Source organism: Rheinheimera sp. MMS21-TC3, assembly GCF_032229285.1.
Taxonomy (GTDB): domain Bacteria; phylum Pseudomonadota; class Gammaproteobacteria; order Enterobacterales; family Alteromonadaceae; genus Alishewanella.
This window is the reverse complement of record NZ_CP135084.1, coordinates 2513782-2530173: the sequence shown is the minus strand read 5'-3', so window position 1 is coordinate 2530173 and position 16392 is coordinate 2513782. Positions and strand designations below refer to the sequence as shown.

Genomic DNA, 16392 nt, shown 5'->3' with positions numbered 1-16392 from the left:
TCATAGGGTTATGACATAATGCAACAAGCATCCAACTCTCAAAATTCAATGCAAAATACCAGCAATGAAATCGATCTGGCTCGGCTATTTGGCCAGCTGCTAGATCATAAATGGCTAATTATTGCTATTACAGCCATATTTTGCGTAGTGGGTGTAAGCTATGCCTTATTAGCAACGCCTATCTACCGTGCCGATGCGCTTTTGCAAGTAGAAAAAAAATCAACTGGCATGCCAATGTTAGGCGAAATGGGTGAAATGTTTGCAGGCGAAAGCGAAGCTGCAACAGAAATAGAAATTATTAAATCACGCATGATTATAGGCAGCGTGGTAGACCAATTAGACTTAACCACTATAGCCACACCTAACTATATGCCGGTTATAGGCGGCTTTTTAGCCCGCCGTAGCCCAGAGCAAGATCAATTAATTATTAAACAGTTTACAGTGCCTAAAAAATATATAGGCCAAAAATTAAACTTAGCTTTTAAAGACAATAGCTTTCGCCTTAGCGATGCTAATTACGACACTGTATTAGCAGGTGAAGTTGGCCAGCTAGCAACAGACGACGACTGGGCTTTACATATTAGTGCGGCAAACCTAGCTAACACCCAAAGCTATAGCCTAACTAAAATTAACCGCTTAAAAGCTATCAACGACTGGCAACAACTATTAAATGTGTCAGAGCGCGGTAAGCAAACAGGCATTTTAACCGCCAGCATTCAGCATGATAATAAGCAACTGGCAAAAAATGTGTTAAATGCCATAGCCGAAGAATATATGCTGCAAAACATTCAGCGTAATGCTGCCGAAGCAGAAAAAAGCCTAGTGTTTTTAAATCAGCAAATACCTGATATAAAGCGCAATTTAACCAAAGCCGAAGAGCAGTTAAATAAATACCGTTTACAAAGTAAGTCGGTAGACTTATCGCTTGAAACCTCAGGCATATTAAGCCAAGTAATAGAAGTAGAACGCCAGCTTAACGAGCTGCAAATTAAAGAAACCGAACTTAGCCGCTTATATACCAAGCAGCACCCAAGCTATCAGTCGCTTATTAGCCAAAAGCAAACCTTAATGGCCGAACAAGCAAAGCTAACCAGCCAAATAGAAGATCTGCCCGAAACCCAGCAGCAAGTGTTACGCTTAACCCGCGATGTAGAAGTAAACCAAGAAATTTACCTACAACTAGTAAACCGGATGCAAGAGCTAAATATTTTAAAAGCTGGCACTGTTGGCAACGTGCGAATTTTAGATCACGCCGAAACCAATATTTTACCAGTAGCGCCTAAAAAGTCATTAATAGTGGTTATGGCAACTATACTAGGTGGCATGCTAGCCGTGGCTTTAGTCTTAGTACGCGCTGCATTAAACCGGGGCATTCAAAGTGCCGATGAGCTAGAAGACGTAGGCATTAACGTTTACGCCTCAGTGCCACTTTCAGAACAACAGCAAGCTTTTAATAAAAAGCACCGATTAATAGGTAAAAAGAATAAATTAGCCGCTAATAAAGCGCTATTACTTGCCAAGGCAGACCCAACCGATTTAGCCATCGAGGCATTGCGTGGCTTACGTACCAGTTTGCACTTTGCCATGCTAGAAGCCAGAAACAATATTATTATGGTATCAGGCCCCAGCCCAGCGGTAGGTAAAAGCTTTATCAGCGCTAACTTAGCGGCTGTACTAGCAGCCGGCGGCCAAAGAGTGCTGTATATAGACGGTGACATTCGCCGTGGCTACAGCCACTTAATGCTGCACGTTAAAAATGACTTTGGTTTGTCAGACTTTGTAGCCGACAACACTAAAAGCATCGAACATTATAAAAAGGTAGTGCAAGTCACCAATATACCCGGTTTAGACTTTATCTCACGTGGCACAGCAGCACCAAACCCTGCCGAGCTATTAATGCACAACCGCATGAAACAGCTATTAGAACAAGCAGCAAAAGACTACGATTACGTACTAATAGACACCCCACCAATACTAGCCGTAACCGACGCTGCCATTATTGGCCACTATGCCGGCACTAGCTTATTAGTAGCCCGTTTTGACCAAACCCCAGTTAACGAAATGCAACACACAGTACAAAGGTTTGAAAAGAACGGCATAACCATTAAAGGCGTTATTTTAAATGGTGTAGAACGCCGCGCATCAGGTTATCAATACCAGTATCAGTATGGTTATGCTTATAAGTCGGATAATCAGTCTTAAATTTTAATTTAATCAGTTTTTAGTTCGGAGATGCAACGGATGCATAGCTCAATTAGCTCTTTAACAAAAGCACGTATAGCAATTATTGGTTTAGGTTACGTTGGCCTACCATTAGCCGTTGAATTTGGTAAAAAATATCCAACGCTAGGTTTTGATATTAATAAAAGCCGGGTAGAGCAATTACAAGCTGGCCATGACTCAACTTTAGAAGTCAGCGACCAAGAATTACAGCAAACAGAGCAGTTAAGCTATTCACATAATGCTGCCGATTTAGCTAACTGTAATATCTATATTGTCACCGTGCCAACGCCAATAGATGAGCATAAACAACCAGACTTAACACCACTGGTAAAAGCCAGTGAAATGCTAGGTAAGGTAGTAACTAAAGGCGATATTATTATTTATGAGTCAACAGTTTACCCTGGTGCAACAGAAGAAGTATGTATCCCCGTAGTAGAACGGGTTTCTGGCTTAGTATTCAACAAAGACTTCTTTGCCGGTTATTCACCAGAGCGTATTAACCCAGGCGACAAGCAACACCGTGTAACGAATATACTAAAAGTGACCTCAGGTTCAAATGCTGAAGTTGCTGAAACGGTAGATCAGTTATATAAATCAATTATCACTGCGGGTACTCATAAAGCATCCTCAATTAAAGTGGCAGAAGCCGCTAAGGTAATTGAAAACACCCAGCGTGACGTTAATATTGCCCTAATTAATGAGTTATCAATAATCTTCAATAAGCTTGGTATTGATACTTTAGAAGTATTAGAAGCAGCTGGCACTAAATGGAACTTTTTACCCTTTCGTCCAGGTTTAGTAGGCGGCCACTGTATAGGTGTTGACCCTTACTATTTAACTCACAAAGCCCAGTCTATTGGTTATCATCCTGAAATTATATTATCTGGTCGCCGCTTAAACGATGGTATGGCTAAGCATGTAGTATCGGAACTAGTAAAAAATATGCTTAAAAAACGGATTCAGGTCGATGGCGCTAAAGTGCTAGTTATGGGGCTTACCTTTAAAGAAAATTGCCCTGATATTCGTAATACCAAAGTGGTGGATATTGTTACTGAGCTAAAAGACTACAACATAGAAGTAGATGTTGTAGACCCTTGGTGTTCAGGATCTGAAGCTGAGCACGAGTATGGTTTAACGTTAACGCCTAATCCTAAACAAAGTACTTATGATGCAATAGTGTTAGCTGTTGGTCATGATCAGTTTAAACAGATGGGGCCGGATAAAATTAAAACTTTAGGTAAACGGCAGCACATTTTATACGATTTAAAGTATGTGTTACCTAAAGAGTCTGTTGATATTCGTTTATAAGCTTGCTGACTCAAACAAAGCTTTAAGCTTGACTAGTAATTTACATATTTTAATTTAGTGATTTCTATAGGATTGAGAATGAAACAATTTGCCATGATTGGTGCCGCTGGTTATATAGCCCCTCGCCATATGAAAGCCATCAAAGATACAGGTAATACACTAGTAGCGGCTATGGATAAAAATGACTCGGTCGGTGTGATTGATAGTTATTTTCCAGAAGCAGATTTTTTTGTGGAGTATGAGCGCTTTGATCGCCATATAGATTTATTAAAAAGAAAAGGCACCTTAATAGATTACGTAAGCATTGCTTCGCCAAACTACTTACATGACTCGCATATCCGCTTTGCTTTGCGTCACGGTGCTCATGCCATTTGTGAAAAACCTTTAGTTCTAAACCCTCACAATATTGACGCATTAAAAGTAGTTCAAGAAGAAACAGGTAAGCAAGTTTATAATATTCTGCAATTAAGGTTACACCCTAGTATTATTGAGCTTAAAGAATATGTAGCTGCAGAAGTAGCTAAAAACCCTAATAAAGTATTTGATGTCGATTTAACATATTTAACAAGCCGGGGCCATTGGTATTTCACCTCTTGGAAAGGTGATGATAAAAAATCAGGTGGTATTGCGACTAATATTGGTGTGCATTTTTATGACATGTTAGGTTGGGTATTTGGTGATCTAGTTAAAAATGAAGCCCACCTAAAACAAGCTGATTCTAGTGCAGGTTATTTAGAATTTAAGCATGCTAAAGTACGTTGGTTTTTATCAGTAAATTACAACTATATCCCCGAAAGTGTTAAAGCTGCAGGCCAGAGAACTTACCGATCTATAACTGTAGATGGTAAAGAAATTGAGTTCTCAGGTGGTTTTACTGACTTACATACAGTTAGCTATCAGCATATTTTAAATGGCGGCGGTTTTAGTTTAGATGAAGCCCGTAAAAGTATTGAGATTGTAAGCCAAATAAGAAAGCAAGATACAGTTAATAACAAGTCTGATGTTCACCCCTTTGTTGCTAAGGTAATTCGCTAATTATGCAGTTTTATAAACATGAAAGCGCCATTATTGATGATGGCGCACAAATTGGTGTTGATAGCCGTGTCTGGCATTTTAGCCATGTTTGTTCAGGTGCTGTAATTGGTGATAAGTGTTCATTAGGCCAAAACGTTTTTGTAGGCAATAAAGTCACTATCGGCAATAACGTGAAAATACAAAATAATGTATCTGTATATGACAATGTATATATAGCAGATGATGTGTTTTGTGGCCCTAGCATGGTGTTTACCAATGTATATAATCCACGCTCATTTATAGAGCGTAAAACGGAATATCGTGATACCTACGTTAAGCGCGGTGCAACCCTTGGCGCGAATTGCACCATTATTTGTGGTGTAACTATTGGCGAGTACGCCTTAGTGGGGGCAGGCGCTGTAATAAATAAAAATGTTCCGGCTTTTGCATTAATGGTTGGGGTACCTGCTAAGCAAATAGGCTGGATAAGTAAATACGGCGAACAGTTATCCTTGCCTTTATCAGGTGAAGGAACTGAAAAGTGTCAGCACACAGGTGATACCTATCTGTTATCAGGAACAAGCCTAAAATTAATTCAAGAGTAGTAATATCATGCAATTTATTGATTTAGCAGCGCAGTATCAGCATTTAAAACAAAAAATAGATAAACGTATTCAAACAGTATTAGATCATGGCCATTATATAATGGGCCCAGAAGTACAAGAGCTTGAACAAAAGCTTGCTGAATATGTCGGTGTTAAACATGCTATTACTTGTGCAAATGGCACTGATGCTTTAACGCTTGCCATGATGGTATTAGACGTTAAGCCAGGTGATGCCGTATTTTGCCCAACCTTTACTTTTTTCGCTACCGCAGAAGTAATCGCCTTTGAGGGTGCTACGCCAGTTTTTGTTGATTCAGATGAAGCAACTTTTAATATTTGCCCGCAAGATCTAGAAAAACGGATACAGGCAACGATCGCGGAAGGCAAATTAAAACCTAAAGCGATTATAGCTGTCGATCTCTTTGGACTTCCGGCAAACTACCCTGAAATTGAAAAAATTGCTAAAAAGTACAACCTTAAACTTGTTGAAGATGCCGCCCAAGGCTTCGGTGGCAGTATAGATGGTAAGCGGGCAGGTAGTTTTGGTGATATAGCAACTACAAGCTTCTTTCCTGCAAAACCTCTAGGTTGTTACGGCGATGGCGGTGCTATATTCACTAATAATGATGAATACGCCGAACTAATAAGGTCTTATCGTGTTCATGGTAAGGGTAAAGACAAATACGATAATGTTCGTATAGGTATGAATAGTCGTTTAGATACAATACAAGCTGCCGTTTTATTGGAGAAGCTAGCTGAATTTCCAACAGAGTTAATTAATCGCAATAAAGCAGCTGATAACTATGAGAAAGAACTAGCGGGTAAATTTAAAACACCACAGGTGCCTATAGATTTTGTTAGTTCATGGGCGCAATATACCCTTATCTCTAATAATCGCGATGCTGTAATGGCAGAGTATAAAGCTAAAGGTATTCCTACCATGATTTATTATGGCACTTGCATGCATCAGCAAACCGCATTTAGCAAACTAGGTTATCAGCAAGGCGACTTTCCTATAGCTGAGAAGTTAGCGAGTAGTGTTTTTAGTTTGCCGATGCATGGCTACATATCGACAGTATGAAATTTAGATACATCAAAAATATATCTGGATTACTCGGAAGTAATGTAATATCACAAGTTATATTATTGTTAAGCTTGCCTACTGTTTCTCTTCTTTATGATCCAGAAGACTTTGGAAAGTTTGGAATTGTATTTTCGATAGTTTCAATAATGGCAATTATTACATTACTTAAAAGTGATGCGTATATCCTGTCCCTAGAAAGAAATAATAAACATTATATTAGTATTTACTTTAAATCAATTATACTTTCAATAATGTTGCTAACCACTATAATTTTTATTTTGATTATAGTTAGTAATTACTTTTTTAAGAATAATTACACGAAATATTACTTTTCGGTAGAAGAGTTTATATATATTTTTTTGATTGTAATTTCTTACAATGTTTGCCAGTTAACATCAAGTATGTTTGTAAACAAAAATAAAATTTTTAAATTGGCACAAACTAATGTTGCAAGATCAGTGTTTTTGATTTTTTTTCAAATACTGTTTGGTAATATTAAACTCGTATATGGCCTTTGGTACGCAGAGTTTCTTTCGAGAATAGGTCAAATTATATTGATGAGTTCAACAATTTTTGAATTCCTTTCAAAAATAAATACTAAACAAATTAAAAGTGGTTGGAAGAATTATTGGATAGGTCTAAAACCTTATAGTTTTTTTGCTATGCCCGCAAGCTTGCTCTCAGCATTAACTCAATATTTACCTATCTTATTCATGGCAACTATTGTGGATTTAAAAGCAGCAGGCTTATATTTTATGGCAAATAGAATAATAACTATTCCTATAGGAATGCTATCTCAATCAGTATCTAAAGCTTTTGTCGCAGAATTTGTACAAATCGAAAGTGAGAATAAAATTAAACTGATCAGAAATACAATTTTTGTCTTATTCTCAGTAAGTTTATTAATAGTTTTTTCTTATCATTTACTATATCCATTACTTTTGAAGTACGAGCCTGAAAATTGGAATGGTATCTTAGATGTTATATCAATAGTTATATTTTTAACTATACCAATATTAACAATCTCGTCAATTTCCCAGTTATTTAACTTGTTAGGCGTTCAGAAACTACTGCTCCTTACAGAGCTTATTAAGTTGCTTTTTGTATGTTCTTTTTTGTTGTTGTATCAATACATAGGTAGTAATGCTATTAGCTTTTATGTGCTATTAGTCGCAATAATTACTCTTGGGTATTTTATACAATTGTTAGTTTTAATACATCCAATTAATAGGTTGAGAGTGAAGTGAAACATTTTTTAATTTTCATTGTATCATTATTGATTTCTTTATTAATATTTATAGGTTTTGAGTATGAAATTAATGAGTTTAATACCAAAGTTAGAAATTTTATAGTACATCAAGAATTTTCTGTTCGAAAATTTAACTCTAAAGGAATTCCTCATTCAACAAGTGCAAGTCAAGGTCAATTTATATCTCCATATTACGTTGTTCACTATGGCTTAAGATATTCAGATAGTGTTGTGATGAATGTTAAGGATAATAATAAGCATCTTGTATGGTACAAAGATGAAACTCAAAAGTACTGGAATGTTCAACCGCCATTAAGTTTGATTAATGAAGATAACTTTATGAATACTGTTGAATGGGTTAAAGGTAATGTAGTTGAACTAAATGGAAACATTCATCTTCCATATGATTTTGAGTGGAAATATAATAATTTAAAAGTTGGAGTATTAAAGCCTATTTGGTGGTCTGGTTTGACTGACTCTTTAGCTATGAACTTAATGCTTCGTGCATATATATATTTTGGTGATATTGAATACAAAATATTAGCCGATAAATTCTACTCTTCGTTAACTGCAAGTGTTTACGAAGGAGGGAGTATGGACAGTGATAATAAATTCATAATCGAATATGCAAGCGAGGAGATAGGTAAAGGTGATTTTGCCTACGTTTTAAATGGCGGTTATTACGCTTACCTCAATATAAAATCATATGAACTTTATAATGAAATACAAGACCCATTACATCCGGTTTTGAAGCAGGGTCTTGTTGATGTATTGCCTTTATATTTTTTTGAAAATTGGAGTTATTACGACAGGTTAAATAATTTAGCTAATATAAAATACAATAATATTAATTTTGCTATTTTATATGAACTTGCTAAAGATGATAGTTATATTTGTGCTGAAATTAAATGTGATAGGACTTATATTCCTTATACTTTTGTAGCAATATACAATGGCACTTTTCAAGTGATGGTGCTGCACCTTTTGTGTGTTTTTATATTGTTTTTAGTATCATTTTATCTACTAATATACGGTATTGTTAAGGTGGTGCGTAAGTGATGCTTTATTTTGAGCAGATTGTTATTTTAATTTTTTTAATGTTTTTTGTTTATTTTTTGAATTTAAACTATAAAAGGTATAGCCTAACAGTTTTTAATTTTTTTAGTTTAGGTTATTTTATTTTTTGTTTGTTAGGTTTTCTTTTAAGTTCTTTTTATAGTGATAGAATGGCTATGCTGAATTATCAACTTGATAGGATTAATTTGGTTTTTGACGATATTTTAGTGGTTGGTGGGGTTGTTGTTATATTGTCACTCTTTCAAAAAAAAAGAAACAAGACTTTTTATGATGGAATTACAATTTCTTCCGAGAAAAACATTTCTAGCGCTTCATTTTGGGTTTGTTATTTTTTTCTATTAATAATTTCTGCTTTCTTTTTATATACTGTGCCGATATTGAATTCACCTCTGTTTAATGTTGGGGTTTATAGTTTTGAAGAAATGTCTTATTATAGAGAGGTTTTTTATAAAAACTCAAACTTGTTAGTTATTTACTTTCTTCTTTATATTATAAACCCAGTTGTAGCTTTTTTAATAGGGCGGTTTAAGTTTAATTTTTTATTGCTACTGCCACTTGTTTTCACATCAACACTTACTTTATCAAAAACAGCTATTGTTTTTGTACTTGCTTTTTTTATTGCTGGTGTTTATTTGCGTACGCTTAAAGTTAGACACTTATTATTAGGGTTCGCTTTTATTTTACTTTCATTTACAGTTATCGTTTATGGAACATATATGGTTACTATAGAGCGTGATTTTATTGATATTGCTGAAGTTTTTATTATACGTTTAGTGGCTGTTCCAATATCAATTTCTGCAGGTTATGAGTATTTATATGATTTTAATGATAACTATAGGACAAGTGTTTATTATACTTACATTTTTGGTGGTGAATACTTTAGAGCTGACCTAAATGCTTGTAATTACTTTGTAGGTAAAGATTGCACAATGGTTACTGGACTTATAGGGAATTCTAATCTTAATGTCCCTTATTATTTAAAGTATCTTTATTATGTGTTTATATGTTTTTTTGTTTTTATTACAAGTGTTTTTATTCAGTATATGCTGCATAGTAAAGATAATCTAATCGTTGTTTTGCTAGGCTTTATTTCTTTTATGTTTTATCTGAGTGAATTTACTATAGTGTTGAATAGTTATGGTTATCTTTGGGTTCTTTTACTTGTCATGCTATATAAATTATTACCTAAGAAGAGTTTTTTATATGAAAAATAATAGTGTAGTACACGTAACATCGGTTCACCCAAGATACGATACGCGTATATTTCTGAAAATGTGTAACTCATTAGCAATGTCAGGCAAAAATGTTTCACTTATTGTTGCTGATGGCAAAGGGGATGAGTTAAGTGACAAAGGTGTTACCATATATGACGTAGGTTTAAGTGTAGGGCGATTGTCGCGTATGCTTAAAACAACTAAACTTGTTTATAATAAAGCTATAGAGTTGAAAGCTGATGTTTATCATTTACACGATCCGGAGTTAATTCCTATAGGTTTAAAGCTAAAGAAAAAAGGATTTAAAGTTGTCTTTGATGCACATGAGGATTTACCTAAACAACTAAAGTCAAAGCCATATTTAAATGTTTTTTTTAAAAAAATCCTACCATTACTCTTTGAATTTTATGAGAAATTTAGTTTGAGTAAATTTGATGCTTTAGTTGGAGCTACACCCTCTATTACTAGTAAATTATCTAAATTAAATTGTAAATCATATAACATTAACAACTACCCTATTATAGGTGAGCTTAATCAATTTAATGATACCTTATGGTCAGAAAAAGCTGATGAAGTTTGTTATTTAGGTGGGATAACAGAAATTAGAGGGATAAAGGAGGTGATTTTAGCACTGCCTAGTGCACCCTGTGTGAGACTCAATTTGGCAGGTCGCTTTTCTGAGCCTCATATTGAACAAGAAGTAAAGAGTTGTAAAGCATGGGAACAAGTTAATGAATTAGGGTTTATTGATCGTACATTTGCCGCTGAAATTTTAGGGCGTTCGAAAGCAGGAATTGTAACATTTCATGATTATCCTAATCATATTGATGCACAGCCTAATAAAATGTTTGAATATATGTCTGCAGGTTTACCTATTATAACTTCTAACTTTCCGATGTGGCGTGAACTTGTTGAAGGGGAAGAGTGTGGGATTTGTGTAGAACCTACAGACCCTAAAGCAATTGCAGATGCAATTAATTTTATAATTCGCAACCCTGAAGATGCAAATAGAATGGGGAAGAATGGTTTAAGAGCCGTGCAACTTAAATATAATTGGGCAGCTGAAGAGAAAACATTATTGACGTTATATAAGGAGATTTAGAAGTGTTAAAAATTGTTACTATATTAGGTGCTAGGCCACAATTTATAAAAGCTGGTTCTGTGAGTCGCGAGATTTCAAAGTGCGATACTTTACACGAAATTATTGTTCATACTGGTCAGCATTATGATACGAATATGAGCGATGTTTTCTTTGATGAAATGCAAATACCCAAGCCTACATATTTTTTAGGCATTGGCGGCAACTCTCACGGTGCCATGACTGGACAAATGATTGAAAAAATCGAACAGGTTTTATTGAAAGAAAAACCAGACTGGGTTTTGGTTTATGGCGATACTAATTCTACATTAGCTGGTGCTATAGCTGCCTCTAAATTACATATTAAAGTTGCCCATGTTGAAGCAGGCTTAAGATCATTTAATATGGCCATGCCCGAAGAGGTAAACAGAATTTTAACCGATAGAATTAGTTCAATCTTGTTTTGTCCAACTAAAATTGCGATACAAAATTTAGATAATGAAGGCGTCTCAAAGTGGGGTGCGCGGGTCGAGCTAGTTGGTGATGTGATGCAAGATGGGGCTTTATTTTATAAAGGACTTGCTGTTAAACCAAATAATTTAGAGTTAACTGGTGAATTTATATTATCAACCATTCATAGAGCTGAAAATACAGATTGTATTGATCGTTTAACTTCAATTGTTGAATCTTTAAATATTATAGCTAAATCGATTCCTATTGTTTTGCCTTTGCATCCTCGCACTAAATCTAAGCTTGAAGGTTTACAATTTAAATTGTCTTCTTCTATTAAAGTTATTTCGCCTGTTGGTTATTTAAATATGGTTTGGCTAATCGATAACTGTAAATTAGTAATGACTGATAGCGGTGGTTTACAAAAGGAAGCTTTCTTTTTTTCAAAACCATGCATTACATTACGTGATGAAACAGAATGGGTTGAACTCGTACATCACAATTTTAATGTATTAGCTGGTGCGGATAAGAAAAATATTTTATCAGCATTCAATGAATATATATTCAATGATCAGTATGGTATTGACTTATATGGGAATGGTTTTGCCTCAAATAAAATTATTAACTCAATATTAAACTACTGAGTTATTTTTAGTTTGGCTAAAGATGTTTTTGTAAAAGTTTCCCTAGGAGAAGGTTGGATGAATATTAATCAACAAGATGTTCCACTAGTCTCTATTATTATGCCAGCGCACAATGTCAGTCAATTTATTAAAGCTTCAATCAACTCTGTGATTTCACAGTCATTTCAAAATTGGGAGTTACTGGTAGTTGATGATTGCTCTACTGATGATACTATTGATTGTATCCTTCCTTACCTGACTGACAATCGAATCAAACTTATCCGTAATAGTAAAAATTTGGGCGGTGCAGGTTCTCGTAACGTCGCTATATCTGAAGCTAAGGGCCGTTATATAGCTTTCTTAGATTCGGATGATTTATGGACGCCAGATAAACTTGAGCATCAAATTAATTTTATGCAAGAAAATAATATCGGTTTTTCATTTACTTCGCATACGACTATGGATGAGCAAGGGAGTTTACTGGAGCAAATTGCAGTACCAGAAAAAGTTAATTTTAAATCTTTATTGAAGCATAACTATATTGGCTGTTTAACCGCTATTTACGATACTGAGCCTTATGGTAAAATATATATGCCTTTAGTAAAAAAGCGGCAAGACTTTGCTCTTTGGCTTGAACTTCTTAAGCAGTTTGATTATGCCTATTCTTTAAATAAGAATTTAGGTTTTTATAGAATAAGGGCTGGTTCGCTATCTCGCAGTAAGTCTGATGCTTTTAAGTTTTACTGGCGAGTTCTTCGTGATGTTGGTAATTGCAATCATGTTACAGCAAGTTATAACCTTTTCTGTTACCTTAGCATTGTTTACCTAAAAAAGAAGCATACGAATTTTTATAACAAATATATTATAGGCTAATTACATATGCCAAGGATTTTACTTACAGGATCAACAGGTTATATTGGTAGTAAGCTTTATGCTCTTCTTGCTGAACGATTTACAACTGCACGTCTTTCAAGAGGTGCTTTCGCTGACAATTTTGACGAGCTTCATTATTATGTAAATAGCTTTTCTTCAGATAGCAATTTTAGTGCTGCGTTAAACGATGTTGATGTAGTTATCCATTTAGCTGCGAGAGCGCATCTGTTTAATAAGTATGAGCAAGCAGATTTAGAAGGTTATAGAGTTTGCAATACTTATGCAACGCTTTCGCTTGCCAAGCAAGCTGCGGCTAATGGTGTTAAGCGATTTGTTTTTTTAAGCTCTATAGGTGTAATGGGAACTCACAATTCTAGAACTTTTACTTTAGCTGATAAATCGAGCCCTACTGATAATTATTCTATTTCAAAAAATGATGCCGAAATTGGTTTACGTAAAATCTCTGCTGAAACCGGAATGGAGTTGGTTATTATTCGTCCTCCACTTGTTTATGGTAAAGCAGCACCTGGTAATTTTGGTTTGTTATTAAAGTTAGCTAATAAAAACTTGCCATTACCTTTAGGTTCTATAAATAACCAGCGTAGCTTTGTCGCTATTGATAACTTGATAGATTTAATTATTACTTGTGTTGACCACCCTAACGCAGCAGGTGAAACATTTTTAGTTAGTGATGATGAAGATGTTTCAACATCGGCGCTATTAGAAAAATTAATTATCGCTGCGGGTAAAAACCTTTATTGGTTCCTGTTCCTGTATTTATTTTAAAGCTTGCGGCTTCTGCCGTTGGTAAAAAAGCTATGATAGAGCGGTTGGCTAATTCATTAACTGTCGATATAGAACATACCAAAAAAACCTTAAATTGGGCTCCGCCTATTTCTTTAGATGAAGGCATTCGCCGCTGTTTTAAATAGTTACTAATTGGATTGCAAATGATACGTTTATTGGATTTTCTGTTTTCATTATTTGGTTTAGTGTTTGCACTGCCATTTTTGGTTATTTTATATATTATTGGTTTATTCGATACCGGCTCGCCTATCTTTATGCAACAACGAGTAGGGCGTAATAAAAAGCCTTTCACTTTAGTGAAGTTTCGCACCATGAAAGTAGACACAGCATCCGTTGCTAGCCATTTAGCCAGCACTAGCTCTATTACAAAATTCGGTGGTTTTTTGCGTAAAACTAAATTAGATGAATTACCGCAATTGTGGAATGTGTTACTAGGCGATATGAGCCTAGTAGGCCCAAGACCTTGCTTATTTAACCAAGAAGAATTAATAGCCGAGCGCGAACAGCGCGGTGTATTAAAAGCTAGGCCTGGCATCACTGGTTTAGCCCAAGTAAACGAAATTGATATGTCTACCCCAGTGCTGTTAGCAGAAACAGACGCTAAGATGCTAGAAAGCTTAACCTTAGCCGATTACTTTAAATATATATTTATGACGGTAGCGGGCAAGGGCAGTGGGGATAGGGTTAAGTAGCTTGTCGTAGGCAAGCTACTAGTGTTGAATTTTTAGTGCTGAATGTTGAGTTAAAAGCAGTGTATTTTGAAATAAATGTTATATTTTTGTTGTTAATTGCTTGGTTTGATCTATAAGTATATTTATTTGGGGGTTGTGGGGTAGGGATGCCTGTTGATTCGAATAATGTACTTAACAAGTCTTTTTGTTTTGCGGTTAGGGTAATTAAGCTTTATCAGCACTTATGTAAAGAGCAAAAAGAGTATGTGCTTTCTAAGCAGTTGTTGCGTGCGGGTACTTCAATTGGTGCCAATATAAATGAAGCTCAGGCAGGGCAGTCTAAAGCTGATTTTATTGCCAAGATGTGTATTGCTAGTAAAGAGTCACGAGAAACTAAATATTGGCTAAACCTATTATGTGAAACTGGCTATTTAGATATTAGCCAACCACATGTTATAAGCCTACTAGAACAAAGCGAAGAATTAATTAAAATACTAACCACCATTATAAAAAATACCCAAAGAAATAATAAAACTAAACCTAAATAATTTATAACTAAAAACTTAGCTTTACAACTAAACACTAAAAACTCAACCCTCAAAACTAAACAAAGGAGACAGGATGTCGACTGCGTACCCCTCCCCAATTTTCCTTCACCACGGTGCTGTTGATGGCGTTACTGGTTCTTGTCATGAATATAAAATTGCTGATGATTATTCTGTTTTAATTGATTGTGGTTTATTTCAGGGGGCTGAAACCTCTGGTAGTGGCTCTGCTGGTGCTTCTGCTACAAACTCGCAGATTGATTTTGCTATTGAGCATATTAAAGCGTTAATTGTTACCCATGTGCATATTGACCATGTGGGGCGTATTCCTTATTTATTGGCTGCCGGTTTTGCTGGGCCTATTTATTGTACTGAAGCGTCAGCGACTTTGTTGCCTTTGGTGCTTGAAGATGCGCTTAAGGTAGGGGTGACCCGTGATGAGGCGTTAATTAAAGTGTTTTTAGCTAAAATTCATCGCCAGTTAGTGCCTTGTAAGTATAAGCAGTGGCTAACTGTTAAGCCTAATAGTACAAGTACAAGTACTAGTGCTGGGCTGCAAGTTAAGTTTCAGCCGGCGGGGCATATTTTAGGCTCGGCTTATGTAGAGCTTAGGCATAAAGTAGCAACTGCAACTGGCAAGCAAAAGTGGTATAAAACCGTGTTTTCGGGTGATTTAGGCGCGCCTTATGCGCCTTTGTTGCCTGCACCTAAAGCGCCTTTTAGTGCGGATACTGTTGTTATTGAAAGTACCTATGGTGACAGAGTGCATGAAGGCCGGCGCGATAGACAACAGCGCTTACAGCAAGTGTTATTACATGCCTTGCGTGATAACGGTACTGTGTTGTTTCCGGCTTTTAGTATTGGCCGTACCCAAGAGTTATTGTATGAGCTTGAGGCTATTATTCACCGCTTGCGAGGGCAGCAAATTAATAAAGGCTTGCGCTGGGATCAGTTGCAAGTGATTGTAGACTCGCCCTTAGCGGCTAAATTTACTCAAAGTTATCGTGATCTTAAACATTGCTGGGACGCTGAAGCCAAGCAACGCTTACGCCAAGGCCGGCACCCGTTAAATTTTCAGCAGCTACACACTATAGACAGCCACAGTCAGCACTTAGCCTTAGTGCAGTATTTAGCTTCGACTAAACAACCCGCCATTGTTTTAGCTGCCAGTGGCATGTGCCAAGGTGGCCGAGTAGTAAATTACCTATCAGCCCTTTTAGGACATAATGCCCATCAAGTGGTTTTTGTTGGCTACCAAGCCCGTGGCACCTTAGGCGCCGCCATTCAGCAATACGGCCCTAAAGGCGGTTATGTTGATATAGACGATAAACGCATTGATATTAAAGCCGAAGTGATAACATTAAGCGGCTATTCAGCCCATGCTGATAAAACTGGCCTCATTAATTTTATTAACCGCATGCGGCATAAACCGCAGCAGGTGAGAATAGTACACGGTGACGATGGAGCGAAGCGGTCGTTACAGGTGGCGTTACAGCTGTTGGATATAAACGCTGTAATTGCAACGTAGGTGTAATTAAGTCGCAAGTGATGAGTTTTAAGTGTTTAGTGGT

General features: G+C 36.1%; 15 protein-coding genes. All 15 read left to right on the top strand.

The features are described from left to right. The first annotated feature begins 18 nt into the window (after window positions 1-18). Window positions 19-2202 carry a polysaccharide biosynthesis tyrosine autokinase gene (locus RDV63_RS12315; protein WP_313909791.1) on the top strand — a complete coding sequence of 728 codons (2184 nt, stop codon included), beginning with the start codon at window positions 19-21 and terminating at the stop codon, window positions 2200-2202. A 39-nt stretch (window positions 2203-2241) separates the two neighbouring features. Then, on the top strand, window positions 2242-3531 hold the full coding sequence (gene tviB, locus RDV63_RS12310) for a Vi polysaccharide biosynthesis UDP-N-acetylglucosamine C-6 dehydrogenase TviB (RefSeq protein WP_313909790.1): 1290 nt from the start codon (window positions 2242-2244) through the stop codon (window positions 3529-3531). A gap of 78 nt (window positions 3532-3609) precedes the next feature. Next, complete coding sequence (locus RDV63_RS12305) at window positions 3610-4566, top strand: Gfo/Idh/MocA family oxidoreductase (RefSeq protein WP_313909789.1); 957 nt, start codon at window positions 3610-3612, stop codon at window positions 4564-4566. A gap of 2 nt (window positions 4567-4568) precedes the next feature. Next, complete coding sequence (locus RDV63_RS12300; protein ID WP_313909788.1) at window positions 4569-5150, top strand: acyltransferase; 582 nt, start codon at window positions 4569-4571, stop codon at window positions 5148-5150. A 7-nt stretch (window positions 5151-5157) separates the two neighbouring features. Beyond that, entirely contained in the window at window positions 5158-6231 is a 1074-nt protein-coding gene (locus tag RDV63_RS12295; protein ID WP_313909787.1) for a DegT/DnrJ/EryC1/StrS family aminotransferase, read from the top strand. Then, window positions 6228-7481, top strand: a complete 1254-nt coding sequence (locus RDV63_RS12290) for an oligosaccharide flippase family protein (protein ID WP_313909786.1) — start codon at window positions 6228-6230, stop codon at window positions 7479-7481. Before RDV63_RS12295 ends, RDV63_RS12290 begins: the two co-directional genes overlap by 4 nt. After that, the gene (locus RDV63_RS12285; RefSeq protein ID WP_313909785.1) at window positions 7478-8542 is read left to right on the top strand and encodes a D-glucuronyl C5-epimerase family protein; all 1065 of its coding nucleotides are present in this window, start codon (window positions 7478-7480) and stop codon (window positions 8540-8542) included. Before RDV63_RS12290 ends, RDV63_RS12285 begins: the two co-directional genes overlap by 4 nt. Then, complete coding sequence (locus RDV63_RS12280) at window positions 8539-9774, top strand: O-antigen polymerase (RefSeq protein ID WP_313909784.1); 1236 nt, start codon at window positions 8539-8541, stop codon at window positions 9772-9774. Before RDV63_RS12285 ends, RDV63_RS12280 begins: the two co-directional genes overlap by 4 nt. Further along, window positions 9764-10876 (top strand): glycosyltransferase, encoded by a 1113-nt coding sequence (locus RDV63_RS12275; protein ID WP_313909783.1) that lies wholly within the window; start codon window positions 9764-9766, stop codon window positions 10874-10876. The genes RDV63_RS12280 and RDV63_RS12275 overlap by 11 nt, the downstream gene beginning before the upstream one ends. A 2-nt stretch (window positions 10877-10878) precedes the next feature. Next, window positions 10879-11946, top strand: coding sequence for a non-hydrolyzing UDP-N-acetylglucosamine 2-epimerase (gene wecB / locus RDV63_RS12270; RefSeq protein ID WP_313909782.1), 1068 nt, complete (start codon window positions 10879-10881; stop codon window positions 11944-11946). Window positions 11947-12003: 57 nt separating this feature from the next. After that, window positions 12004-12798, top strand: coding sequence for a glycosyltransferase family 2 protein (locus RDV63_RS12265; protein ID WP_313909781.1), 795 nt, complete (start codon window positions 12004-12006; stop codon window positions 12796-12798). Between the two features lie 6 nt (window positions 12799-12804). Next, entirely contained in the window at window positions 12805-13584 is a 780-nt protein-coding gene (locus tag RDV63_RS12260; protein ID WP_313909780.1) for an NAD-dependent epimerase/dehydratase family protein, read from the top strand. Window positions 13585-13748: 164 nt separating this feature from the next. After that, window positions 13749-14297, top strand: coding sequence for a sugar transferase (locus tag RDV63_RS12255; RefSeq protein ID WP_313909779.1), 549 nt, complete (start codon window positions 13749-13751; stop codon window positions 14295-14297). A gap of 146 nt (window positions 14298-14443) precedes the next feature. Then, the gene (locus RDV63_RS12250; RefSeq protein WP_313909778.1) at window positions 14444-14824 is read left to right on the top strand and encodes a four helix bundle protein; all 381 of its coding nucleotides are present in this window, start codon (window positions 14444-14446) and stop codon (window positions 14822-14824) included. Window positions 14825-14897: 73 nt separating this feature from the next. After that, window positions 14898-16349 (top strand): MBL fold metallo-hydrolase, encoded by a 1452-nt coding sequence (locus RDV63_RS12245; protein WP_313909776.1) that lies wholly within the window; start codon window positions 14898-14900, stop codon window positions 16347-16349. Window positions 16350-16392 lie beyond the last annotated feature (43 nt).